The 23,987-nt window shown below is 43.4% G+C and carries 19 protein-coding genes, 2 pseudogenes and 1 riboswitch; of the genes and pseudogenes, 7 read left to right on the top strand and 14 right to left on the bottom strand.

Features of this window, described 5'->3' with window-relative positions; all coding sequences use genetic code 11:
- A pseudogene (locus AB4249_RS14235) lies at window positions 1-134 on the bottom strand (DUF1611 domain-containing protein); the annotation flags it as partial.
- 461 nt (window positions 135-595) lie between these two features.
- Window positions 596-865: pseudogene (locus AB4249_RS14230) on the bottom strand (carboxypeptidase M32); the annotation flags it as partial.
- Window positions 866-1,256: 391 nt separating this feature from the next.
- Between AB4249_RS14230 and AB4249_RS14225 the strand changes: the two are divergent.
- Complete coding sequence (locus tag AB4249_RS14225) at window positions 1,257-1,535, top strand: hypothetical protein (protein ID WP_017063787.1); 279 nt, start codon at window positions 1,257-1,259, stop codon at window positions 1,533-1,535.
- Between the two features lie 529 nt (window positions 1,536-2,064).
- On the opposite strand, the gene AB4249_RS14220 is transcribed toward AB4249_RS14225, so the two are convergent.
- Both AB4249_RS14220 and AB4249_RS14215 read right to left on the bottom strand, forming a co-directional pair.
- Window positions 2,065-2,976, bottom strand: a complete 912-nt coding sequence (locus AB4249_RS14220) for a LysR family transcriptional regulator (protein WP_229648235.1) — start codon at window positions 2,974-2,976, stop codon at window positions 2,065-2,067.
- A 330-nt stretch (window positions 2,977-3,306) separates the two neighbouring features.
- Window positions 3,307-4,779, bottom strand: coding sequence for a carboxypeptidase M32 (locus AB4249_RS14215; RefSeq protein WP_017066275.1), 1,473 nt, complete (start codon window positions 4,777-4,779; stop codon window positions 3,307-3,309).
- A gap of 296 nt (window positions 4,780-5,075) precedes the next feature.
- Between AB4249_RS14215 and AB4249_RS14210 the strand changes: the two genes are divergently transcribed.
- The gene (locus AB4249_RS14210) at window positions 5,076-5,711 is read left to right on the top strand and encodes a LysE family translocator (RefSeq protein ID WP_017058961.1); all 636 of its coding nucleotides are present in this window, start codon (window positions 5,076-5,078) and stop codon (window positions 5,709-5,711) included.
- Between the two features lie 106 nt (window positions 5,712-5,817).
- Here the strand turns inward: AB4249_RS14210 and AB4249_RS14205 are convergent, their stop codons facing one another.
- The 4 genes from AB4249_RS14205 to AB4249_RS14190 all read right to left on the bottom strand — a co-directional run bounded on the left by AB4249_RS14205 (window position 5,818) and on the right by AB4249_RS14190 (window position 10,879).
- Window positions 5,818-7,293 carry an aerolysin family beta-barrel pore-forming toxin gene (locus AB4249_RS14205; RefSeq protein WP_017063796.1) on the bottom strand — a complete coding sequence of 492 codons (1,476 nt, stop codon included), beginning with the start codon at window positions 7,291-7,293 and terminating at the stop codon, window positions 5,818-5,820.
- Between the two features lie 560 nt (window positions 7,294-7,853).
- Window positions 7,854-8,315 carry a hypothetical protein gene (locus AB4249_RS14200; RefSeq protein ID WP_017059728.1) on the bottom strand — a complete coding sequence of 154 codons (462 nt, stop codon included), beginning with the start codon at window positions 8,313-8,315 and terminating at the stop codon, window positions 7,854-7,856.
- Entirely contained in the window at window positions 8,312-9,124 is an 813-nt protein-coding gene (locus AB4249_RS14195) for a transcriptional regulator (RefSeq protein ID WP_372103685.1), read from the bottom strand. The genes AB4249_RS14200 and AB4249_RS14195 overlap by 4 nt, the downstream gene beginning before the upstream one ends.
- Window positions 9,125-9,508: 384 nt before the next feature.
- Entirely contained in the window at window positions 9,509-10,879 is a 1,371-nt protein-coding gene (locus AB4249_RS14190) for a sodium:alanine symporter family protein (protein WP_017059726.1), read from the bottom strand.
- 128 nt (window positions 10,880-11,007) lie between these two features.
- A riboswitch (glycine riboswitch) is annotated at window positions 11,008-11,142 on the bottom strand.
- A gap of 301 nt (window positions 11,143-11,443) precedes the next feature.
- Between AB4249_RS14190 and AB4249_RS14185 the strand changes: the two genes are divergently transcribed.
- The 3 genes from AB4249_RS14185 to AB4249_RS14175 all read left to right on the top strand — a co-directional run bounded on the left by AB4249_RS14185 (window position 11,444) and on the right by AB4249_RS14175 (window position 13,036).
- Window positions 11,444-11,602: a hypothetical protein gene (locus AB4249_RS14185; protein WP_004733573.1), complete on the top strand. Its 159-nt coding sequence runs from the start codon at window positions 11,444-11,446 to the stop codon at window positions 11,600-11,602.
- Between the two features lie 149 nt (window positions 11,603-11,751).
- Entirely contained in the window at window positions 11,752-12,486 is a 735-nt protein-coding gene (locus tag AB4249_RS14180; RefSeq protein WP_372103682.1) for a chromosome partitioning protein ParA, read from the top strand.
- Between the two features lie 322 nt (window positions 12,487-12,808).
- Window positions 12,809-13,036: a hypothetical protein gene (locus tag AB4249_RS14175; protein WP_065584878.1), complete on the top strand. Its 228-nt coding sequence runs from the start codon at window positions 12,809-12,811 to the stop codon at window positions 13,034-13,036.
- A gap of 143 nt (window positions 13,037-13,179) precedes the next feature.
- On the opposite strand, the gene AB4249_RS14170 is transcribed toward AB4249_RS14175, so the two are convergent.
- The 6 genes from AB4249_RS14170 to AB4249_RS14145 form a co-directional block, all read right to left on the bottom strand.
- Window positions 13,180-14,721: an alanine/glycine:cation symporter family protein gene (locus AB4249_RS14170; protein WP_372103680.1), complete on the bottom strand. Its 1,542-nt coding sequence runs from the start codon at window positions 14,719-14,721 to the stop codon at window positions 13,180-13,182.
- 568 nt (window positions 14,722-15,289) lie between these two features.
- The gene (locus tag AB4249_RS14165) at window positions 15,290-16,462 is read right to left on the bottom strand and encodes an ABC transporter permease (RefSeq protein ID WP_372057962.1); all 1,173 of its coding nucleotides are present in this window, start codon (window positions 16,460-16,462) and stop codon (window positions 15,290-15,292) included.
- Window positions 16,459-17,760, bottom strand: a complete 1,302-nt coding sequence (locus tag AB4249_RS14160) for an ABC transporter permease (protein ID WP_065583586.1) — start codon at window positions 17,758-17,760, stop codon at window positions 16,459-16,461. The genes AB4249_RS14165 and AB4249_RS14160 overlap by 4 nt, the downstream gene beginning before the upstream one ends.
- A 7-nt stretch (window positions 17,761-17,767) precedes the next feature.
- The gene (locus tag AB4249_RS14155) at window positions 17,768-18,742 is read right to left on the bottom strand and encodes an HlyD family secretion protein (RefSeq protein WP_102333372.1); all 975 of its coding nucleotides are present in this window, start codon (window positions 18,740-18,742) and stop codon (window positions 17,768-17,770) included.
- Window positions 18,743-18,745: 3 nt separating this feature from the next.
- Complete coding sequence (locus AB4249_RS14150) at window positions 18,746-20,185, bottom strand: TolC family protein (protein WP_372103677.1); 1,440 nt, start codon at window positions 20,183-20,185, stop codon at window positions 18,746-18,748.
- A 215-nt stretch (window positions 20,186-20,400) separates the two neighbouring features.
- Window positions 20,401-20,628, bottom strand: coding sequence for a hypothetical protein (locus tag AB4249_RS14145; protein WP_009846577.1), 228 nt, complete (start codon window positions 20,626-20,628; stop codon window positions 20,401-20,403).
- Window positions 20,629-21,252: 624 nt separating this feature from the next.
- Here AB4249_RS14145 and AB4249_RS14140 point away from each other — a divergent pair.
- A complete protein-coding gene (locus tag AB4249_RS14140) occupies window positions 21,253-22,905 on the top strand; it encodes a sensor histidine kinase (protein ID WP_032545674.1) in 1,653 nt (550 codons plus the stop codon).
- A 66-nt stretch (window positions 22,906-22,971) separates the two neighbouring features.
- A complete protein-coding gene (locus AB4249_RS14135) occupies window positions 22,972-23,667 on the top strand; it encodes a response regulator (protein WP_017059715.1) in 696 nt (231 codons plus the stop codon).
- The last annotated feature ends 320 nt before the right edge of the window (window positions 23,668-23,987 follow it).

Genomic DNA, 23,987 nt, shown 5'->3' with positions numbered 1-23,987 from the left:
GCAGAAGGGATGACTGGTTTTACTTTCTGAGCAAGTGGTAACCAAGGAGCTATATGGGGGACGTTGTTGGTATCTACATTTTCAATTCTAGAGAGTCTGAATATATTTCTTAACTTTTCGGTTGAGATGGACATAATTAAAGCCTGCAGTATGGCTTAGGAGGGCGACTAAGGAGTGCCGAGTTGCGAGTTCGGAAAAGAAAAGAAGTCCCTACTAAGCGGTAGGGATAACAACCAAGGTAACACACTCACCAGACTTTTGTTGGTTATTATTAATACGCTTTCTGAGTCTATTACTTTCAGACTTCGCCCATACTAGCGTAATTGATTAGATAGCTAATACTCATTGTTCAACGTCGCCGTATCAACCTCTCAGCTTTAAGGTTTCAAGATACTTTTTCTAATATTAGTTAAGTGAATTAGAGTTTTGAGTTTAACGCGTTTTTGTCCAATTTCGTGCTAGCAGGTACCAGGATATTCCGTGATTGTTAAGTTCGATGAAGGGATAAAGCCTTCGAATCAACCTAAGTATGTTTTGAAAATGTGATTAAAAAGGCTGAATCAATAAACTGATCAGCCTCTATCAATTTTTTCCATTAAAGGTAACGGCTTCTTAGGTGGTCTTTGAAGTATTGCGCATTCAAGGTTTCACCGGTTGCGCCTTTCACCAAATCATCAGTAGTAAGCAGGCTGCCTTTGCTCTAAATGTTCGATTCTAACCAATTGAAGATAGGGGATAGGTCACCGCTTTCAATCACTGAGTTCACATCCACTGTTTTCTTCATTGAAGCCATGAACTGAGCCGCGTACATCGCACCTAATGTGTAAGGTGGGAAGTAACCGAATGCGCCGTCCGTCCAGTGGAGAATGTGACCTGCATTTTAAGGTAGTTGCGGCTGTCCAAATTCTTGCTAACGGGGCGACTTAACTCACAAAGTACGAAAAGTGGGGGCAGAGTACAGTTCTTGACTCAAACGAATTCGCTAGTTTTTGCTCTGTAAATCGCACTGAAAGAGTCACACACATACAAGGTAGTATGAGCATAGCCTTGAACAAGCCCAAAATCCTCGCTGAGAGCGTTTGAGGCGGTCTGAGGGTTGTTTTTGGTAGCTAATTTACCCATTTACCATAATAAGAATGATGAACTCCGACTTTAATTGCATGAAACGAGAGCTATCTATTTAGTTTCACTGCTGCGACAATCTTAATTTCTTACTAAACTGGAATTAGTATTGAACTAATAAAAAAGGAATAGTTATGCGAATTGTTTTTTTTGTTTTTGCTCTTTTTTTTTCTTCCCTTTCATTTGGAGGTTTTAAACCAATTCACGATAAAGCCTTAGAAGAAAAAGCACTCGATGCATTAGAAGTTCACTTAGTAGCTGAAGGTTTGATAAGAGATGATGCTGAGCTAGCTCTCGCGTATGAGGAGGGAGGGAAGAGTATTTTTTTCTTTCGAGTAAGAGAGCATGAAGGTGGGGATGAGTTATATAGGGTTTTTTGCTCAAAGGCTAGGTGCCGTTTTAGTTATAACTGACAATTGAAGTTGTAGTGGTCTAATGATCCCTGACAATCACGTAAGCGACTTTTTCTATCCTTTTAATTCATGCTTTGCTTAATTGGCAATCTTGCTAAAACGGAAATGTCCAGAGGCTTCATAAGCCTGAAGTTTTACTCGTGGCGCTTTTCTTGCAAAGTGCCTGCTAGCTCAGATCTGCCCCAAAATCACTTAGATTGAATACTCTACATCGTTTAGGATGCGAACATTTTCCCTACTAAAAGTCATCCATCCTTATGAACTTTAGTTGTGAACAATTGCTATGTATCACATCAACCATTTAGTCACTTTATCTTCACGGGCTGGGGGTAAAATCACAACAAACTGTATGATATCTTTTATATTATTTAAAGGTACAGGGAAAGTGACATGACTGAAGAGATAGTCAGCTTGATACCTCACACTCCTATATAAAGGGTGTAATCCATTAAAACTCGAACTTAAAGTTAACTGAAACGAAAACAAGGCTCTAATTGAACCTTGTTAAAAAATTGGATGAGTCTATGAGTTAACGACGGAGACCATCTTCAAATCGCTTGCGATAATTGTTTATCACGGTGATTAACGACTTTTTAATATCAACAATTTGTTTGGAATGTGGACACCAAAGCGCGAAGCCAAACTTGAAGCCCTCTAGCATCTCATCGGCTTCAACTGGCTCAATGGCATGATTGGCAAACTCAGTATTAGCGAAGGTTTTAGGCAGTAACGCCCAACCCAACCCCGCTTCGACCATCTTTATCACTAGGGCAAGTTGATCGATTGCTTCATTGTCTGAGCTGTAAATAATCTTCTCTGACATACCTTCTTCAATAAAAGATCGTAAGACAAATTGTTTGCTGTTTTTCAGAGCTACCAAGACTGCACTTTTCTCCAACCTAGATAGATCTCCACCTTTTTGAACAAAAGGGATAAATTCGAAATGCCCAAGGAAAGTAGCATCAAAGCTATACATCGCCTGACGGTCATGCACATTGACGATACCAAAATGGTATTCGCCACTATCTATGCCTCTTTTGATGTCCTGTTTATTCCTAACAAAAAAGTTCACGCGCATTAGCGGAAAATCGCGAAGAAATTGCTGGCGGATTTCAACCAAAGCGCGATGAGGAATCACACTAGAATAAGCGATGTTGACGCTTTCTAATCCACCATAAGAGAGGCTTAGCGCCAATTTATCGAAAGTACGCGCTTGCTCGATGGTTAATTTAGCATTGTGATAAAGAAGGTGACCATCTTCAGTTGGCTCTACCGAACGCCCCACTCGTTCAAACAAACTGACCGCTAGTTGGTCTTCAAGGTTGGTAATCACCTGCCCTATCGTAGTTCGGTGCTTATTGAGTTTGACCGCGGCTTTGCTAAACGAGAGTTGTTCATAAACGGTCACGAACGCGAGAAGTTGTTCAAAACTAAAATTCATAGGTTTCGCTTCCTTTCTAGAGTGATTTACTTAAAATATGATAACTGATCTGCACCAGTGATACTGGACACTCGACTAAGCGAGTTGCCCTAATTCTGTTAATTCATGACTTACTAAATTAGATAAAACGCAACTCGGAAATGTCCAGAACCTTCACAGATGGCACTTCGTAACTCAGAAGTGCCCCTTTTCTAGTTAGAACCAAAGCTACCCTTCAGCCATAATTGTGACTTTTGACTTACAATACTTGTACTATGCTTTTTTCAGCTTGGTTCTACTTACACAGCAAGCTTTGCAAGTAGAAACCTTTAATGTAGTTGGGCGTTTTATCTACAGATAACGACTTCTCAAATGGTCTTTGAAGTATTGCGCATTCAAGGTTTCGCCCGTTGCACCTTTCACCAAGTCATCAGTGGTCAGCAGGCTGCCTTTGCTCCAAATGTTTGATTCTAACCAAGTGAAGATAGGGGATAGGTCACCGCTTTCAATCACAGAGTTTATATCTACCGTTTTCTTCATTGAAGCCATGAACTGCGCCGCGTACATCGCACCTAATGTGTACGATGGGAAGTAACCAAATGCGCCGTCTGTCCAGTGGATGTCTTGCATACAGCCGTTAGTGAAGTTGCCTTGAGTGCTTAAACCAAGGTAAGACTGCATCTTGGTATTCCATAACTCTGGCACGTCAGTGTGTTTGATCTTGCCGTTGATCAAGTCACGCTCAATCTCGTAACGCAGGATAACGTGTGCAGGGTAGGTCAGTTCATCGGCATCAACACGGATGAAGTCTTTCTTCACGCGCGTGTAGATCTTCTGGAAGTTTTCTTTCTCAAATTCTGAGCCTGAGAATTGCTGACCAGCCAAGTTCGCTAAGTGTCCAATGAACGGGTCGCTGCGGCCGACTTGCATCTCGAAGAATAAAGATTGAGATTCATGAATGCCCATAGAACGAGCTTCCCCCGCTGGTTGTCCTGCTAGGTGTTTTGGTAAGCCTTGTTCGTAACGTGCGTGGCCTGTTTCATGCACAATACCCATTAAGCTTTGAACGAATTCCGCTTCGTCATAGCGTGTTGTGATACGCACGTCTGAAGGCACGCCGCCACAGAATGGGTGAACACTTTCATCCAATCGGCCGTGTTCAAAATCGAACTGAAGCAGCTTCATGACTTCTAAACCCAGTGCTTTCTGTTTCTCGGTCGAATAGATACCTGATGGTGCGTTAAATTGCTCGCTCGATTGTTTTTCGATCACTTCATCAATTAAACCTGGAAGCCAAGTTTTAACGTCTGCAAATAGGGTATCAAGTGAAGTAGAGCTGGTGCCCGGTTCATAAATATCCAGCATCGCATCATAAGGCGTTAGATTGGCTGCGTCTGCGCGAATCTGCGCTTCTTCACGAGAAAGCTCAACCACTTCACGCCAGTTCTTTTCGAATCCAACCCAGTCGTTGTTACCGCGTTGGCTACGCCACGCATGTTCACATTTTGAACCCGATAGAGATTTCGCTTCAACCAGTTTTTCTGGAAGTAGGTTTGCTTGTTGCCACTGGCGTTTTATTTCACGAAGTGACGATTGTTGCTCAGTGTTCAGCGCTTCATTTTCAGCGTCTGCAATCCAATCGCCAAGCTGTGGTTGAGTCATTAAGCCGTGAATATGAACAGAAAGCTCGGCCATCGCTTCACTACGAGCTTGGTTACCACCTGCTGGCATCATTGAAGCTTGGTCCCAACCACAAATAGAAGCTAGGTGTTGAAAGCGTGAACATTTTTGAGAGTGTTCGACTAGTTTTTTGAATGCGCTCATTTGACTACTCTTAATTTGGTTTCTTTAAATGATCCTTAGGGCTGCGTCAGCGTTAAGGTTCATCTCGTGTACTTTGATTATGGCTTTGCTTTTTAATGACGCCGACCTTCGCAGTCGAAGATATAGCGAGAAAAGCATGAGGCGGTACGATGCCTTGAATTTACTATTTCTTAACAAATCAAACTGTTCTATTGTGCACAAAATCAGTGAGTTGTATAGCTGGTGGCAATTGTTGCTTGCGAATTGTTCAGATACACGGTATTGATGATAGATCGCTGAACAAAAATGACAATGATATGGATATTTTGAACTTTGAGGCATTTCTAATTGCCATCACTATTTTAACGCTAACGCCGGGCTTAGATACGGCTTTGGTGATTCGCAATACTAGCCGCTCTGGCTTAGCTGACGGTTGTATGACGAGCTTTGGTATTTGTAGCGGCTTGTATGTACACGCGTTTTTCTCTGCTGTGGGTATATCTGCAATCCTCGCCCAATCCGCTGAACTCTTTCAAGCCGTTAAGATGGTAGGTGCGGTTTACCTCATCTGGCTTGGCTTAAGCAGTTTGCGAGCGTTGATGAAAAACGGTGGCGGTTTGAAGGTCGGAGAACAAGCTCAGCAGGCTTACAGTGCAAAGCGTTCTTTGCGTGAAGGCTTTCTGTCTAACGTTCTTAACCCAAAAACAGCCGTTTTCTATCTGGCCTTTTTACCTCAATTTGTAAACCCTGAAGGTTCGCCTTTATTGCAATCTATGTTGATGGCTTCGGTACACTTTATGATTGCGATGGTATGGCAATGTGGTTTGGCTGGCGCGCTTAACTCGGCTAAAAATTTGCTCAAAAACGCGAGTTTTATGAAGTGGATGGAAGGCGTGACGGGCATGGTGCTGGTTGGGCTGGGTGTTAAGCTTCTGATGGAAGAGCCTGTGTAGTTCACCGTTTTCAGTTGAACATGAATATATGAAAGCCCACGATGTGTCGTGGGCTTTGTGCTTTATTACTGGTAGATCTTTGTACCGATCTTATTCTACAGCGCAGTTATTCAACGACGCTAATGTTCATCTCAGCACCTTCGAAACCTAAGTCACTCAACTCATCGGCGTTAAAGTTGGTGGTAACTTCGATGTCGCCAATGCGCTCAGTAGATTCGTTGACGGAATCAGTACTTCTTTTGCTGCGTAGATTGTTAGTAATTGGTGTTGCTTGTCCAATTTCGATAGTACCTGCAAATTGAGATTCAGCGTAGAAATCTCCAGACACGTAAGAGTGGAAGGGGCGTAAGCTTCCGCCAGTCGCGTATTGCATGCTTGATAAGCCAGCTTCTTTAATCGCCCAGCCCCAATCCCACCATTTAGTTTCACCTGGGATGTAACGGTGATCCCATTGGTAGCGAATGTCGGCAGATTCACTGCTGCCACGGCCCATGGTGAAGGTATGAGCCTTGTACGGGCGGTTATCTGGATGAGAGTGCCACGCGTTGCCACCCCAACGAAGGAAGCCGTTGAATTCAACATCGTAGCTAATATCGGCGTTGAATCGGTACGGGTAAGAGATGCTTGAACGATACAGCTCAACTCGAATCGGTAGCTCCGAATTCGCAGGAACCATAGGACGAGCTTGAAGTGTTACTTGTTCGCTAGTGGAGTTGCCATTTGTTTCAGCGAAGCTTTGGTTAGCCTCGAACTTAACGGTGAGCTTAGTTTCGCCAACCAAAGGCCACTTGAAGGTGTTCTCTGTTTGAACGCTCTGTGAGAATCCGTAGCTGTTCGTTTTCGACCAGTTTGTTGATTCGTCTACTTTTAGGTCTACCACCACTTGTTGCGCGATGTTGCTGTTGTTTCTTGCCGTCGCGTAAACCGTTTTCACTAGTTCACGATCCGACTCGACAACATCACCATGCCAAAAGTTGTCGTCGTTAACGGTGTAGGCAAAATTGTCGACGGTGATTTTGGTTTTTTCATCACAGCGATAGCCGCTACAAGAGCCATTGTTATTTCCTTGTATTACCCAACTGTTGCCAGAGCGCTTTATCGTCATGTCTTCGCCCACGTACTGACTGTTATTACCGCCAACCCAAGCGTAACCTAGGTTGTGGGCTAAGTAGCTTAATGGGCGTACAAAGTCGTTACGGTTGTTCACTAATTCATACTGAACATCGATTTCGCTGCCTTCCTGAACCGATTTGGCGGAATAGTTAGGGATTTCAGATTGGTCGTTGTTTGGGTAACAGAACGTTGACCCACTGCTTGATTGCTTAATTTCGCCATGATAACCCGGCCCCATGATTACCCAGTTTCCTTTTAACCCGGTGATCTGCCAAGTGCCCATGCGAGCGACCAAAGTACTCTTCTGCTCTTCTGCTTCATAACGGTCTATAGGACGATAACCAGAGCGACAGACATCTTCACCAAGTTGGTCAAACACTATTTGGTCTGGGTAAATCTTCGCATTTACACCGGTTGATAGAACAGACAACACTGCGGTTGCTAGGAGACTTCTGTTTACTGTGATCATTAACAATTCCCTCATTTGTAATTTTTCTATTTTGATAATGTTTTGTGTGCCGTGCAGTTAACAAGACAAGTTCACTTTTTCATGTTGATAAATAGATAGATACTGAAAAGGGTTGAATTAAATTACCCAGTTAATTCAATGGCTTGTATTGTCATTAGTGTTTTTACGGTGAAAGAGTATGCAACTGAACGTAAATTGTTTGATGGGGCTCAAACCGTTTTTAGAAAAATGAAGGCCCATTATTCGGGCTTAGACGTCAAAATTATTTGACGTTATTTTTGGCGTTTGTATGAATGGTTAATTAGAAGAACAGGTATAACCATTCACAATACTCGTAGTTTTAAGGTGGGCAGGTAGTGAGTGACAAAGAGTAAAAATCTAACTTGAATATTTTGCTTTGCTATCGGTTTTAAAATGCAAACACTTAAAGTAAGGAAGACTGTAATAATTGTATTACTAATAAAATAATGAAAATAACCATCCGTTTTTTATGTGTAATATCGGAAAAGCTTGCTACTTGATAATAGGGCACTTTTTGCTAGTGGTTAAACTATCTCTAATTATCGTTTGGCCAGAAGTTGCGTTCGGCCTGTATTACACGTTTTAATGATGGCAAATAAATCATTCGAACTTAAGATATCAATCTTTACCGTTAATGGGTCATTGTTGATTAACAGGTAAGGCGCCAATCGGCTGTCATTCATTGTTTTATTTATTTTTTGCACAGAGACTAAGTCAATGGTGCCAGAAATAGAAAAGAAAAGTGATTGAGAAGGACGGGCTGTTCCTCTGAATCGCAGAACAAGTGGGTCGGGCATGTTGTCGTCTTGAACGGACATCAGGTGCAGCACCTTGTTGTTACTTATTTTCGTTAATCCGTCGGTACGTAATACATTGTCATTCACTATCAGGTCCACCACGCTATGTTGGTAGCGATGCTCTTCTTTTGGTTGGGGCGAAGGGATACTCCATATGCCAACCAATAAAACGAATGCAGAAATGAGCGCAACGATTGGCATCATAATTGACCTCTTTCTAGGAATAGGGCCAGTTCGGTACTGGCTTGATCTAGTTGGGTTGACGTGTAAAAGATGTTGACGGACTGGCGTGTGGCTTTGTTCAGAATAGAGAGCTCAGAATATTCCGCTTCTTCGCTAATGTACGCCACGCAATCACATTGATACTGATAGAGAATGCTTTCTAGCTCTGGCGTCATCGCCATTTCAGGGGCTTGGAAAACTTGTATTTGACCTATCCATTGCTCGCTGAGCCGGTTAACGGGGTTGATATCGCTGAGGTTTCTCTCATTAACCTTAGCAAAAGCCAATAACGCTGATGCCAACAGTAAGCAGCCAGTGGTGAAGTAGCACAACTTGTTTCGGTTTTCAGCAGTGGGAAAGTAAGCCGACGAACTTTGTTTAGGGTTAGGCTTAGGTTCGACTGCAACAGCTGCACCGATAGCAATACCGTTATTGCCGACGGGTATCAGGTTGCTCGCATCAGCAAGGGGAGTTGTGGCTGCATTATTGATGGGGGAGTCGATTACCACGCACTCATCGATAAGGCGATAGCCCACCTTAGGAACGGTGACGATTGGGGTTTCTTTGATGCCTAATCTAACGAACCCTTGGCGCAGTAAACTTATACTTTTCGCTAGTGACGTATCCCCTATGAACTCGTTTCCCCAAGCGAAGCTAATAATATCTTGTTTGTTAACAATATCGGGTGAGTTTTTATGTAATAACTCCAGGACCCGAGTTTCACGGTATCCTACTTTAATAGAACGTTCATCGTTATAAATACGGTTTTTAATCGGGTCGAATCTGATCATATAGCCAACGTTTTATTTTTATTATAATTCTCTCTACAATGTAGATGACTATAAACTGACTAATATATGAATTAAAGTCACATGTTTTATTCTTCTGGTTTTTTGTGTCGTTGAAACGAAAAGAAATTTAATATGTTTGTTACAAAATGCCTGACACCTACGCACAATCTGTTAAATATAAGTAATATCTAATTAAGTGTTGGTTTTATTAGTGTTCTTTTTAGTAGTCTTCTATCTTCTTTATTAAATCGCATAGTGGTCGATTTAATATTCTTGTTATTTATAAGGGCATATGTGCTGCATAATAATTTAAGACGTTTCGCTATGTGATGAAAATAAAAAAGCCCGCAGTTGAATGCGGGCTTGGTATTCAATCACTTCAGTTTACGCTTTAACTGCTTCACAATCATTTGAAGACGTCAACGGTTTGAAGAATAGCTTGGTTTCTTCGATAACAACGTGGCGCAGCAAGATAAGCCCGATTAGGTTCGGAATTGCCATTAGGCCGTTCACGATATCAGCCATTATCCAGATCATGTCGAGCTTTAAGAATGCACCAGAAGCCACCAACGCAATGAAGATGATCTTGTAAGGCAATACAGCTTTGGTACCTAGCAAGAACACAACACAGCGCTCACCGTAGTAGTTCCAACCTAAAATTGTTGTAAACGCAAAGAAGATTAAGCCAACAGAAACCAACATAGGGCCAAGGGTATCTGCATTCAGACCAACAGCGAATGCGTGAGTGGTCATCGCAGCGCCTGAAAGATCAGTCTGCCAAGCACCCGTTAAGATAAGCGCCAAACCTGTCATCGTACAGATGATGATGGTGTCGAAGAAGGTACCTGTCATAGAGACAAGTCCTTGTTTCACACATGAGTCTGTTTTAGCCGCTGCTGCAGCCATTGGTGCGCTACCTAGGCCAGATTCGTTCGAGAACACACCACGAGCGATACCTGATTGGATAGCAAGCATGATGCTCGCGCCAAAGAAACCACCGGTTGCTGCTGTGTTGGTAAACGCAGAAGTCACAACAAGGGTAATGGCATTCAGTAGTTGGTCGGCATTTGAAATCAGAACGCTTAAACACGCGACGACGTACATAACCGCCATAGTAGGAACAACTTTCCCTGCCACTTTAGCGATAGATTGGATACCACCAAGGGTAACCACTGCCACTAATATCGTAAGAACGACAGCAGACATCTCACGCGAAGCGCCAAATGAGATTTGAGTTGCGTCCAAGATAGCGTTGACTTGTGGGAAGGTACCGATACCGAAGCAAGCAACGCCGAGCGCGAAGACAGCGAACATTACCGCTAAGATTCGTGAGCCGACACCGTATTGCAGGTAGTACATTGGGCCGCCAACCATTTCGCCATTGCTATCGGTTCTGCGGTATTTAACGGCGAGTAGACATTCTGCGTACTTGGTCGCCATACCAAATACAGCGGCAAGCCACATCCAGAATAGGGCACCAGGGCCACCAATCTTGATTGCGGTCGCTACACCAACGATGTTACCTGTACCAATGGTTGCTGAAAGTGCAGTACACAAAGCCGCGAAACTCGATACGTCACCCGTACCAGATTTGTCTTTGCTGAACACCATTTTCAGTGCAGTTGGGAGGTGTCTAAACTGGAGTAAGCCTAAGCGAAAAGTAAAGTAGATACCTGTACCCACTAGCAGAATAAGCAGTGGTGGTCCCCAAACGAATTGGTTGATGGTTTGTAGTGTAGCTTGTAGGTGGTTCATAGATTCCCCTTAATAAATTAAAAATTTAAGGAGAAGAGGGAAGGCAGTACAGATCTCAGGGATCGGGCGCACTACTTAATACATACGGATTTCTAGATAGAATTCTTGTGTTAATTAAGGCTGTTGCTTTCCACTCCTCTGTCCTTTTGCCTGAGAGTTTCACTTAGCGAATCACTTATAGATAAGTAACGGGCACTAAGCTTGCTCCTTCGGCGACCGCTTGCTACAAAAAAAGTAGTACGGTTCTCTCCAGAGGTTCCTCCAACGACAGTCCTCACTTTTCTGGATTTCTCCAGCACAAAGCGCCTGAAAGATTTACTTCTTCGGCGGGTTTATCTAACTAAATGTTAATATTTAGTTAAAAACCACTCTCCTGCAGTCTTCATCGGAACAATTACCTAAATAATTAGGTAATCTGTAGGCGTATCCTAGATCATATAAAATGTGATGTCAGCTACAAAATATCTGTTTGCTCAAATGTTGTTCAACTAAATGATCAAACAACGAGTCTCTGACGTAACTTGCTTATTTAAATGGTATAAAATAGAGAAACAAGGAGGAGTTATGACTCGATTAATAGCGATTGTTTTTTTATTGGCTTTGGCATTTGTGCTGTTTCGTTACCGGACAAACGAAAAACTGCAAAAATGGGTAGTGATTGTTATCGTTAGCAGCTTCCTTTTGTATACTGCCAGCTTGATGATTTCGGAGTTAACTCGTTAAGCCTGCCTGTAAACAGGTGGGATGAATGTGTTAGTAAAGCTTAAGTGCTTCTGGCTTGAGCGATAGGTTTAACTGAGCCTTCACAATCAGTATTGGCATTCGTGTCAGTGACCGCGTAACGTTAAATAAATTTTTGGGAGTACCCGCTAGTGAACCAGCAATCTGGACAAAGCGAACAAGATGAAGTGGTTGTTATTGAAGAACGCGATAAGCGCAGTCAGCTTTATATCGGCATTGCTGTGGTTATAGGTTTGGCGTTAGGTGGCTTGATCGGTTCTACAATCACGGCTTCGAAGTGGGAGTCCACTTATCAGGTACTCGAAACTCGTTATCAAGAACTGCATGACAGCAAAACACAGTTGATGACATCCGTTGAAACTAAAGTGGCAAAAGTTGATACCGAAATCGATGCGAAAGTAGAAGCCGCTCTAGTGAAACAAACGGAAGAGCATCAAAAAGAGCTCCAGGAATTAGCGAAGCAGTCTTCGGTTTTAGAGAAGGCGAACTACTCGTTAGAGCAACAGCTAAATGAACAGAAGCAAACGTTAGAGCAAACTCAGCAAGACAACCAGAAACTTAATCGTCAGGCTGACATGCAATCGACTTTGTTTGAGCGTGCGCGTGAAGTTTTCCGAAAAGAATTACAGATTTCTCAAGAACTTGAAAAACTTGAGAAAGAAAGAGATCAACTCGAGCAGAATCTTGGTTCTCTTAAGAAAGCGTGTGATGTTTACTTAGATGGCACATCATGGGATGCGAAATCTGACGCGTGTGAGAAGCAAGATAACGCTAACTCTCGACTGAGCGATATCAGACAAATGATTGAAGTCCACACCATGGATCTCAAGCAGATCAAAACGCTCACTGAAGAGATGGGTTTATAAGCCGAAGGCTTTACCAACCTAACGTTAGTTTTGCATTAAATATTGAAACGCCCACATCACACACGTGATGTGGGCGTTTTGCGTTTGTCGAGAGCATAGATCCGGTGCGTTCTCATTATTGATTATTTAAGTGTTTTCATTGTTTGCTTAGATATTTGTGAATAGTTACGTATATCCACAATGATATGTTACTTGTTGTCTATTAAATGACTTTGCATACATATTTTCAGCTCAGAGTCGCTGCATAATAGTGTTGTTCAGGATGAACACGCAGTCGATTGCTAGCTCGCATTTGGCTGCTTTGACGACAAGGGATGGAGTGATGCCAGAGTATCTTTGTGAGAACTGCACCATAGCTTATTGTTTCGATGATTGTCGCTCGCCATTAGCGCAAAAAGAGATGATCAAAGTAGAAGAGTTGGTTCGTCGTGTCGATGTTGAACACGATGATGAACAGAGTGAAAAGGGTGAAAAGAGTGAGCAGGGCATTGAAGGTAGTTATTCGCCTAATCGTTCAGACATAAAAAATCCCCACAAGCCAAGCTGGTAGGGATTTTGGATAAGTTGCAGTCCTGTTCTCGCTTTCTCAAGCAAAGGGTCTTACAAAAATTTTTAGAACAGTTTCGTTTTTAGAGCTGTGTCGTTTCTTAGAATGCAGTTAGCTACTAGAGCAAAACCTCATTCCACTAAACGTTATTTCTCATACGTTTTGATTTCGCCTGATTTCACACGAGCAACAAACGATTGCAGTTCTTTCTTCACAACTGGCATCAAGAAGTACAGACCAAGAATGTTGAAGATAGACATCGCAAAGATAGCCGCATCAGAGAAGTCGATTACCGCACCAAATTGAATCGTGGCACCAATAACAACAAACACACAGAACATCACTTTGAAAATCAGCTCCGTTGTTTTGCCTTCACCAAATAGGTAAGTCCAAGCTTTTAGACCGTAGTACGACCAAGAAATCATCGTCGAGAACGCAAACATGATTACTGCGAGAGCGAGTGTGTATTTGAATACTTCTGCCGTTTCAGTAAACGATGCAGCAGTCAGCGTTACACCCGTTAAACCAGAGCCATCGAATGGACCTACGTTTAAACCAGCGATAGTGATAACCAATGCGGTCATTGTACAAATGATTACCGTATCAACGAACGGTTCTAATAGTGATACTAGACCTTCGGTGATTGGTTCTTTTGTTTTAACCGCTGAGTGAGCGATAGCTGCTGAACCTACACCTGCTTCGTTCGAGAATGTTGCACGTTTCAAGCCTTGAATTAGCGCACCAATAAATCCACCAACAACACCTTCACCAGTAAATGCACCTGTAAAGATTGCGCTGAACGCAGGGCCAACTTGATCAAGGTTAGAACCGATGACAATCAGAGCCATACCGATATACAGAGCAGCCATCCAAGGAACAACTTTTTCTGTTACCGATGCGATAGAAGGCATACCACCAACAATCACAGAGAAAACTAAAGAGGCAAGTACAAGGCCAGTGATCACACCGTATTCACTTGGTACATCAAATGCGTAAGTTAACATGGCGTGTGCTTGGTTAGCTTGGAACATGTTACCGCCGCCTAATGCGCCTAAAATACACATTAATGCGAAACCAATAGCGAGCGCTTTACCTAGTCCGCCTAAACCTCTTTCACCCAGACCTTGGCTTAGGTAGTACATTGGACCACCCGAAACAACACCTGAAGGTAGGATAGTTCGGTATTTCACACCTAAGGTACACTCACAGAACTTAGAAGCCATACCCAGAAGGCCACACAAGATCATCCAGAATGTCGCGCCAGGGCCACCAATCGCAAGTGCAGCACCTACACCGGCAATGTTACCAAGCCCGACGGTTCCAGAAAGGGCAGTAGCTAAAGCTTGAAAATGGGAAACTTCGCCGTCTTCTATTGAGTTAGGGTCTGTGTACTTGCCTCTAATGATATCTACAGCCATACCGACTCGCTTAAATTGAACGAAGCCAAAGTAAACAGTAAAGATCAACGCAGCGAGTAATAACCAGCCAACAATAATAGGGAAGTTGGCTTCGCCAACCGGTACACTTTTAAATATGAGTCCAACGAACCATCCTGTGTAGTCGTTGAAAAACCCATCAACACTTTGACTTAAGTTGCTGATAGCTTGGTTAAATGATCCTTCTTCTGCAAATGCACTGGAACTAAACAATAATATAAACCCAAAAAATAATTCACGTATGTTTTTCATGGTTTTCCCTGTCTTTTTAATAAATTATGTTTGTTGCTGTTGTGTTTGTTTTCTATTTGATTTGTATATCTCAGTGGTTTATCTACTTCATTCGACGGCAACATAAACGGCTGTAGCTAGGTCGAAAAACGAAATAAATATAAGTACTGATCTTGCTTTGTATGGATATCCTTTTGGTATGTGCACCAATAAGACTATGGTATTCGGGCTACCAAGTCCTACTGATAATCCTATACATAAAAATAATGCCAACAAAGAAATTTTTACAATAAATTTACAATTGTTCGGGTTTTGTCATCATTTGGGAATAAGTCGGTGCTTTGTAGGCTGAGAAAAGTATATGCAGTAGTTGTTTTAGGGACGGGTGAAGGAGAATTCAGAGTGATGGGCTGTAGGGGCATAGGGGGGACATAGAGGGAACGTAGGAGAGTTCGAGTATTCGATATGTTTTCGAGGTGTTTAAACATACGAAGGCTAAAGGTGTGTTCGGATCTGAGGATATTAAAAGCCCTTTATCAGAGCTTTTTGATGAGCGGGAAGCATGAATACTTTCCGCTAGCACATAAAACTAAACGGTTCGATGACTATTGCTATTGCCAACTGTGCTTTTGCTGGATTTGTGGTAGAGCTTAAGTGCCAATAACGAACCCCACAATAAAACCTGTCCCCATAGTAATGTCCATTGAGACGCCACTTCTTGCCAAGATGCACCCATCTGATTAAGTGCTAAGAAACCTTGGATAGCCGGTGTGCTTGGGAATAGCTGTGATAACAGAACTAACCATTCAGGCATCATTTCAACTGGCCAGATAAAACCTGAAGAGAAGATCAGTGGCATTGAACTGATTAACACTACAACCGTGACTAGCTCTCTTCGTGGCACTAACTCACCAATAAAAATCCCGATCAAACAACTGGCCAGTAAGAAGGGCAGAAGTAAGGTTAAGATCTGTGTTGTTGAGGCGAGCTGGTTTATCCCATACATCGAAAAGCTAGCGCCGAAATAGTACATCGACAACAGGTAATAAATGCCGACTAAGGTACAACAGCGGGCAAGCATCAGTTTCGCTGGAGAGGTCTTACTCCAGTAGCCAAATGTCGATTGAGCGTTTTGGGTTGCACCCACTAAACCAGAAGCCATGGCTAAGGTTTGTTGCAGGATCAACACAAAGACGGCTGGAACTACGTAATCGATGTATCCCATGCGACTATTAAACGTTGGTTTCAGGTTCAAGCTGAATGCACTGTAGCCTTTGGCTGCCGATTCTAAAGGCACACCTTCGACTAACAAATGGCTGACCTTAACTTGCGCAGCTAACGTACCACCGGCCTTGGCAAGCCCTTCAACAATGGTTCCGTAGACCAAAAAGTAAGAAGCATCACCAGCGTAAGAAAGTGTCGGGCTCTTACCGAGCAACAAGTCTTTATAGAAATCTTCTGGAATGACAAGGAATCCGCCAATCTCTTGGTTAAGCACGGCTTGTTTCGCATCGGCGATGGTGGAGTCTCGACGGACCAATTCGATCTGAGAGGTGGCATCCACCATACGCTCTAATTGATAGCTGCTTTGACTCTTATCCAAGTTCACAACCGAAGCTTTCAGTTGTTGAGGAACTTGGTTCGCGTAAGGCAATGGATACAAGAAGGAATAGAAGACCACACCACCAAATACCGTAAGAAGCACGACAGGGTTGCGCAATACCGCTAAGAGTTCTTGCTTGAGCAGTTGAGTAAAGCTCATCGTTTTACTCCTTGTTGTGCTGATGCTTCTGGCTGTGTTGACGGCGTTGTTTTTGCAGATATAGCTGCTTTTGTAGATGGATCTGCTTGTGCAGTTAGAGTTGATTGCGCCAAGTGTTTCTTAATTAGCAACATTACCACGAAAGCAGGAACTGCATACCACAACATAGAAGAGAGGCTGATCAAAGACTGTGCTGCGCTCACACCATAACTAGACTGCGCCGTTTGTACTTCGATGTAATGACTCACGGGCAATAAGCTTCTCCAAATTTGAGCAGCTGTATTCATGTCTGTTACTGGAAAGGTAATACCCATGAACGCAAAGCTTGGTGCCGTAAATGCGCCAGCGAAACTCATCGCCCTTGCTGGATCAAGTGTTAAGAAGAAAAACAAACAACCCATAATGATACAACTGATCACGGTTAGCAGTTGGGCAATAGTCAATGCCACAAAGCTGCCGTTAAATGGCCAGTCTAAGAGCACATAGAACCAAAAACTAAACGCGATACCAAACATCAAAAACAAGACAAGGTAGGGCGTTAATGTTGATGCGAGTGACTTCATAGGGGCGTTGGATAACCAAGCGTGAAGCCCACGAGCTCTAACGTTCGCTGTCAAAACCAATATCGTGCCCACCACAATCATGATCTGCCACAGTGCAGGAATAACCGCAGACACCAAGAACTGTGCATAACTGGTGTTCTTGTTGAACAGCGGCGTGATCTGGCTTTGTACCGTTACTGCTTGGCCTAATGCGGATTGCACCGTGGTATCACCGTGTGACAGCTGTTTCACGACTTCAAGTTGCGCGTTAAAAGTCCCTTGAGCCTGCAGCAAGGCAGAGTTCACCAGCTTACCGATTAAGATAAATTGGCTGTTATAGAATACAGACACTTGCGGATTCAAGCCGAGCAGAAGGTCTCGGTCGAAGTGCCTTGGTATCACAACATAACCATAGATATCACGTTCGATCATCGCTTTCGCCGCATCACTCGCAGAGCTGTATTTCTGAGTGACTTGCAGCGTTGGTGACGCATCAACAAGGCGTGTGAACTGTTGCGAGATTTGACTGTGCTCAAGGTCGACAACTGCGACCGGTAAGTCACGAGCGATCCCTTGTGAAAAAATCAGCCAGATACTGGCAGCAAGCAGCAAAGGAATCCAAGTTAGGCAAGACAACAACCATTTGTCTTTGCGGACAATCGCCCACTGCCGAAGCAAGGTATTCTTCGCTCTATGATGCTCAGTTGATTGCGAGCCTCTAGATTGCGATCCAGTATATTGAGAGTTAGCAGACATAAGTCACCTAAAGCTCAACCACTAGGCTCATGCCCATACGCAGTGTTTCGCTCGTATCGACAGGGTGTGCTTCTACTTCAAAAGTACGTAAATCGAAGCCTTGTGCTGCGTCTGTTGAGCGCCAAGTTGCGAAATCACCCATTACGGCGATGTGAGTTACTTGGAAAGTTAATGATTTATCCAGAGCCGGTAGGTACGCCTCAAACTGGCTGCCTTTCTCGAAATGCTTAAGCATGTCTTCACGAACATTGAGCACAGCCCAAGCATCCTTGGTGTCGATAACAGTCACAACAGGGAAGCCTTGTGGTGCAAGTTCTCCACTGCTCAATAGAACCTGAGAGACTTCGCCATTAAACCAGCTGTGGATCTGTGTGTCTTTTGCGTAAGCTTCAACTTCCGCTACCGCACCCGCTGCCATTAACGCTTTTTGAGTGGCGGCCACTTTGGTTTCGTCACGCGCACCTTCTTGCGCTAATTGATACATTTGGAATGCAGCGCTTTCGGTGTACTTCGCCGCTTGCCACTGTGTTTTGGCTTCATCACGCTTCTGCTCGGCAACCACACCATCGTTGTAAAGGTTGTTTACACGTTGGTAGGTTTTGTCCATCAGATCGGCAGCTGCTTTGGCTTTCAACCATTGGTCTTTAGCCGCTTGGATCTGTTGAGTACGCGCGCCATTCTCTGCTTCTTGTGCTAATGCACCAGCGGCTTTCTGACCAGCTTTTGCTTGCTCTAGCTTCGCATCAATCTCAGGGCTTAGTAGAGAGAAGATCAATTCGCCTTTTTCAACCGAATCGCCTTTGCGCACGAATATTTCATCAATTCTGCCAGGTACTTTCGATGAGATGCTGTATTGCTGCGCATCGATTTGACCTTGAAGCTTAACCGGCTGAGGTTGATAAGCTTGATAGAAACTGTATCCGACCCAGCCAATAACGCCGATACCAACTAAAGATAGAAGAAGGGGCTTAATAGGTTTCATGAATTATCCTTTTGACTGGCTAACGGTGTCTGTTTTTGAGTCGAAATCAGACGGAACAGAGGAGGTTAAGTAACTGGAGTAAGCATTCATTTCGCTGGTTAGCGCTAACAGCTTGTTGAGAGAGATTAGGTATTTGAAGCGAGCAGCAGATTGCTGGGTTTTAATGCTCGCAAGATAAAGCTCGGCATCAACCACTTCTAATGAGTTAGATAACCCTTGTGTGAAGGCTTTTTTACGAAGTAATAGGTTTTCCTGAGCTAAAGACAAGCTCGAGTTTAGGCCTTGAACCTCTTCAATGGCTTGGTTTGCTTCAAGGTAAGTCTTTTGTACCAACACGGTTAAGTCTTGCTTAGCTTGTGACTTAAGGAATTGAACCTGTGATACGGCACTGTGAGCCGCAGCGACTTTGTCGGAACGGCCAGAGGTATCAAGCAGTGGCACATTCACACCAATGCCAACCAACCAATCGGGTTTCATTTCACTGGCTAGAGAGTCATCTTCATACAGGCTGTAATCACCATAAAGGTAAACCTCTGGGTAGTATTTACCTTTCTCGGCTTTAATTAAGCTGCTTGCTTGTTTCTCTTTTGCATCAAGAATCTTAAGGCCGGGGTAGGTCATGAGTGTCTGGTCAATGAACACGTCCATATGAGGCAGGTTCTTATTGATAAACAGTTGTTCAGAGGGTTCTACACTTTCATTTTGACCAAGGATTTGGGTCAACGCCAATTGCGCAATTTTAAGATCGTTCTGAGCTTTCGTGCGCTCTACAATCGCTTTATCTAAAGAAGCATCGGCTTGTAGGCGTTCTACTCGGGCGATTTGTCCTTGCTGTTCAAGCTTGATGGCGAAATCACGATGCTGAGTTAAGCCTGCTTCAACGGCTTGACGCGTTCTCACCACGTCTTCCGCTAAGATCACCGAGAAGTAATACTTACTTAAGTCTTCGTAGCGAGCTTGTTTCTCCATCAACAGTTGGCTTTGCGCTTCTTCGCTTTTACCTTCAGCCGCATTTTGCGCAGCGGTTATTCGACCACCAGTGAAGATAGGCCACACAGCACGAATGGAAGAGCTAAAGATGTCTTGTTCGGTAATCGTTGAGGTAACGCCACCAACTAGAGGGCGCAAAATCGCGGATATAGCAGGGTTTACTCCACTCAAGCTATCTGAAAACTGTTCACCATTAATCGTCACATCACTATCAAGGTGCGTGTAGTTAGCCCCTAAGCTAATAGAAGGAAGATTGAGGCTACTTGTTGAGTTCTGAAGGTGTTGATAACGTTCAACGTTGGCTTGTTGAGCCGCAAGAGAGTTGTTGTTCTCTTGGAGAATTTGCCACGCTTCAGAAAAAGTGAGCGGGGCTGCATAGCCTGGCGAAGCCATAGTGCCGAGAAGCATACTGGCGATCGCAAGGTATCGGAATTTTGGTTTGGTCATCTGCATTAAATACCAATTAGAGTATTAACTCTAATGTTAACAGGGCGATAGTCATTTGTCTTGAATAGATTGTCTCATATGAATAGAAATTCTCATAACTCGTTAATCAAGTGTAAATAAGATTGAGTGACGTGAATATCAAAGATAAATGAAACTTAAAAAGCACGCATAAGCATGCTCTTTAAGTTCAGTATAGAAGTGTTTTTACAAAATGAAGTGGCTTATTTAAAGCTAGGACAATGGTGATCGGCGCGCCATACCAATTGTCTTGAACCTTGCATTGTTTGTAATAAATCTCTACCTGACATTTGCGGGAATGCTAACAATACCTTGAGATCGAGTGGGGAGGTGCCATCTTTCTCATAGGCTCTTACGTGAGTAAAAGTCGATTGTAAGTGTTTGAACAGCATAGTCTTAGTAAGACAAATTCCAAAGTTATCGCGTTTCATTGCCTTGTTTCCTTTTCAACAATGTTTATACGTTATGTTTGTTATCCTGTTTCTATTGGACGTTGCCACTGGCCACTGATCGATACTTCCTGCTCATCAATGTTTTATTATTGGGTGATGCTTTTATCAGTCACCTCTTCGTTGTCTGGCTAGCCGAGTTTGAAATAGCGATGGATGAATAGGGGAGAATACTTAATCCGTTTGTTCATCATTCGTAACGGCGAGCGTGCAACTTTTAGTTATAGATACGTCCAGCGAGCGAAGGGTTGTTGCTATTTTGTTAATCGAAGTTTCGATTCAAAGCGCGGTCTGAAAATCATGACCTATGGCTTAGCAACAATAAACTTCTTCATATGCAACCATTATAATTGTATTTATTTTAAACAACCTAAAAAACACCTAAAAGCTTAGTGATCTAGCTCAATATTTATTCGTTTATTTTGGTTTTTAAGCTAATCAGTCCTAAAAATGAACGATTAATCGAGATGAACAACGTAAAGGATTATCAATTAACAATCTGCTCAATTATTTAGTTGAGTAGCAGTCACAAATTCACGCCCCTAGAAAGGTCATGCGATTAACTTGGTGTTAACATTGATCGTCTAACACTAGGGACGGTGGAATATGAAATGGAGCAGTATCAGTTTCCGTAAAAGGTTACTGATTATCATGACGGTCACTGGCCTCGTTGAACTTTTGATTCTTGCAGCTGCTGGTTTTTACTACATCAAACAATCTCAAGAACAAGAGATGGGTTTGAAAGCGTTAGGTGTTGCTGAATTTCTATCTGAATCGCCGCTTGTCACCAGCATTATTCAAGAAAATGGAACGTTGGACCCTAATGGCGTTCCCTACGTTTTGTCTGAAGAAACCCAAGTTAAATTTCGTAACCTTACTCAGCTCATTGGCGCGGCGTTTATCGTTGTTGGAGATGATAAAGGTATCCGCCTGATTCACCCTTATGATGACAGGCTCGGTAAACCCATGCGTGGTGGCGATAACCAAAAAGCATTGGTATTGGGCGAGTCTTATGTGTCGACAGCCAAAGGATCGCTGGGTTTTTCAGTTCGTGGTAAATCCGCGGTAAAAGACACCCAAGGTACCGTTATTGGTGTGGTGTCAGTTGGTTACTTATTGGATTCGTTGCAAGATCGAATCGAACCTTACTTAGCCTTTTTGATTGTGATGGCGTTGCTGGTGGTTGCGGTCAACGCTTTGATTTCGAGTTATGTATCTCGCCGTTTTCAACGCGCTATTTTGGGCTTTGAGCCTGAAGAGATAGGCCGGTTGTATGTTGAGCTAGATGTAACCATGAGTACCGTGAAAGAGGGCATTCTGAGCATCGATAAGCACGGCATTTTACGTTCAATTAATAAGAGTGCCTGCGATATTTTATCGATAGACAGGGATAAAGCACTCAATCAACAGCGCCTTTCTGATGTATTGCCAGGCAGTGATTTAGAACAACTGCTATCAACCGGCGACACCGACCACGATGTTGAGTTGTATTTAAACAATAAGCGAATCATTGCTAACCGAAGCCCGATTATAGTGGCAGGTGAGGTGGTCGGGGCGGTATCGAGTTTCCGATTACGAGATGAAATCAACGATTTAACAGACCAGCTCTCACAAACCAAAGAATATGCTGATCTACTGCGTTCACAAACCCACGAGCATCAAAACAAGCTTAACACTATTAGTGGCTTGATTCAGATGGGCGAGTTGGATTCTGTTCAACAATTGATTGGTCAAGAAACCGCTCATTACCAGAGCTTAATTGAGTTCTTAAGAGAGACGGTGAAAGACCCTCTTATTGCAGGCATGCTTTTAGGCAAAACAGAGCGAGCTCGAGAGATTGGGTTAGAGCTTAAAGTGGAAGAGGGATCAAGGCTTGAAGCTCTGCCTAGCTGGTTAAACGCGGATGACGTTGTCACAATTCTTGGCAACCTGATTGATAACGCCTTTGACGCCACCATGACGGCGATTAAGCAAGAGGGTCAAATTGCGCCAGCGCGTCGGGTTATTGAAGTTTCAATCAGTGATTTTGGTAATGAAATTATCGTAGAAGTAGAAGACAAAGGGTGCGGTTTGCCGAAAGAGTTGGCGACCAAAGCACTCACCGAAAAAGGCGTATCGAGCAAAGCGAAGCAAAATCGTGGTGTGGGTTTGTATCTGATAAAGCAGCTGGCAGACCGATATCAAGGGCAGCTTGAAATGGTCGACAACCACGATTTTGGCACGCGAATGACGGTTTATCTGCCAAAAGAAGAACAATAATTAAGCACGAAACGATCTTGCGAAGATCATCGTGACGGAAAAAGCATGGTTAAAGGAAGAACATAAATGAACGCAATCACGAGAGTCATGGTCATTGAAGATGATATTGCGATTGCAGAGCTACACCATCGTTATTTAGAACAGATGGGTGGCTTTGACGTGGTCGGCATTGCCACCACACAGTCTGAAGCGCTCATGCAACTGGACATCTTAAAACCTGATTTGGTGTTATTGGACGTGTACCTGCCGGACGGGTGTGGGCTCGATATTCTTAATCACGTAAGAGGGAGCAATCAAGGCTGCGACGTTATCTTGATTACTGCTGCTCGGGATGTGGATACGCTGCAGCAGGCAATGCGCGGGGGAGTGGTGGATTACCTATTAAAACCAGTCATGTTTCCTCGTTTGGAAGCAGCACTGAAGAAGTATCAGTCACAGTTACAAGAGTTCGAAAGCGTGTCTGATTTGAACCAAGGTTTGGTTGATAAGATGCTGCAAGCCAATGCCAAAGCGGACTCAGGAAAAGTATCAACCTTGCCCAAAGGAATTGATGGCGTAACGTTGGATAAGATCAGAGCCATTTTTCAGCAAGCTGATGCCGTTAATATTACCGCCGATGAAGCCGGAGAACGAATTGGTGCTAGCCGAACCACCGCCAGACGCTATTTAGAATTTTTGATTACCACTGGTGAGTTAGTCGCAGACTTAAATTACGGTACCGTAGGTCGCCCGGAGCGCTGCTACAACAAAGCGCAAAGATAAACACGACACCATCAAAATAAATATAAAGCCAGTTGAATAAGCTGGTTTTACCTTTTTCTCCCTTTCCTATTGCTCACTCCACCGACCAGATACCGTTCTTTCTTGACTACACTGTTTGAGAATGCCGATTTGCTTCACCCGTGGGTTAAATGAACGGAACTATCGATTAGAATTTGTTCGAAATGAGTCAATATTTAATCGATTGCTTTCACAGTGGTTGATGTAAATCAAATAGTCATAGACAATACTGTCCCGAATAGAGGTGATAGCTTTCACCCTCGTTTACCAAACGCATTCTCAAATTTAATAGGCGCTTACTA

Origin of the sequence: Vibrio sp. 10N.261.55.F4 (genome assembly GCF_041470465.1) — a bacterium.
Taxonomy (GTDB): domain Bacteria; phylum Pseudomonadota; class Gammaproteobacteria; order Enterobacterales; family Vibrionaceae; genus Vibrio; species Vibrio crassostreae_C.
Note: the sequence above shows the minus strand (reverse complement) of the source record. Positions and strands in the feature narration are given on the sequence as shown.

Excerpts from the sequence above, each read along its gene's own strand:
- AB4249_RS14165 (WP_372057962.1), bottom strand. The coding sequence starts at position 16,462 with ATGAGCTTTACTCAACTGCTCAAGCAAGAACTCTTAGCGGTATTGCGC.
- AB4249_RS14190 (WP_017059726.1), bottom strand. The coding sequence starts at position 10,879 with ATGAACCACCTACAAGCTACACTACAAACCATCAACCAATTCGTTTGG.
- AB4249_RS14175 (WP_065584878.1), top strand. The coding sequence starts at position 12,809 with ATGCCAGAGTATCTTTGTGAGAACTGCACCATAGCTTATTGTTTCGAT.
- AB4249_RS14140 (WP_032545674.1), top strand. The coding sequence starts at position 21,253 with ATGAAATGGAGCAGTATCAGTTTCCGTAAAAGGTTACTGATTATCATG.
- AB4249_RS14155 (WP_102333372.1), bottom strand. The coding sequence starts at position 18,742 with ATGAAACCTATTAAGCCCCTTCTTCTATCTTTAGTTGGTATCGGCGTT.
- AB4249_RS14220 (WP_229648235.1), bottom strand. The coding sequence starts at position 2,976 with ATGAATTTTAGTTTTGAACAACTTCTCGCGTTCGTGACCGTTTATGAA.
- AB4249_RS14170 (WP_372103680.1), bottom strand. The coding sequence starts at position 14,721 with ATGAAAAACATACGTGAATTATTTTTTGGGTTTATATTATTGTTTAGT.
- AB4249_RS14185 (WP_004733573.1), top strand. The coding sequence starts at position 11,444 with ATGACTCGATTAATAGCGATTGTTTTTTTATTGGCTTTGGCATTTGTG.
- AB4249_RS14210 (WP_017058961.1), top strand. The coding sequence starts at position 5,076 with ATGGATATTTTGAACTTTGAGGCATTTCTAATTGCCATCACTATTTTA.
- AB4249_RS14160 (WP_065583586.1), bottom strand. The coding sequence starts at position 17,760 with ATGTCTGCTAACTCTCAATATACTGGATCGCAATCTAGAGGCTCGCAA.
- AB4249_RS14200 (WP_017059728.1), bottom strand. The coding sequence starts at position 8,315 with ATGATGCCAATCGTTGCGCTCATTTCTGCATTCGTTTTATTGGTTGGC.
- AB4249_RS14215 (WP_017066275.1), bottom strand. The coding sequence starts at position 4,779 with ATGAGCGCATTCAAAAAACTAGTCGAACACTCTCAAAAATGTTCACGC.
- AB4249_RS14205 (WP_017063796.1), bottom strand. The coding sequence starts at position 7,293 with ATGATCACAGTAAACAGAAGTCTCCTAGCAACCGCAGTGTTGTCTGTT.
- AB4249_RS14145 (WP_009846577.1), bottom strand. The coding sequence starts at position 20,628 with ATGAAACGCGATAACTTTGGAATTTGTCTTACTAAGACTATGCTGTTC.
- AB4249_RS14135 (WP_017059715.1), top strand. The coding sequence starts at position 22,972 with ATGAACGCAATCACGAGAGTCATGGTCATTGAAGATGATATTGCGATT.
- AB4249_RS14195 (WP_372103685.1), bottom strand. The coding sequence starts at position 9,124 with ATGATCAGATTCGACCCGATTAAAAACCGTATTTATAACGATGAACGT.
- AB4249_RS14225 (WP_017063787.1), top strand. The coding sequence starts at position 1,257 with ATGCGAATTGTTTTTTTTGTTTTTGCTCTTTTTTTTTCTTCCCTTTCA.
- AB4249_RS14150 (WP_372103677.1), bottom strand. The coding sequence starts at position 20,185 with ATGCAGATGACCAAACCAAAATTCCGATACCTTGCGATCGCCAGTATG.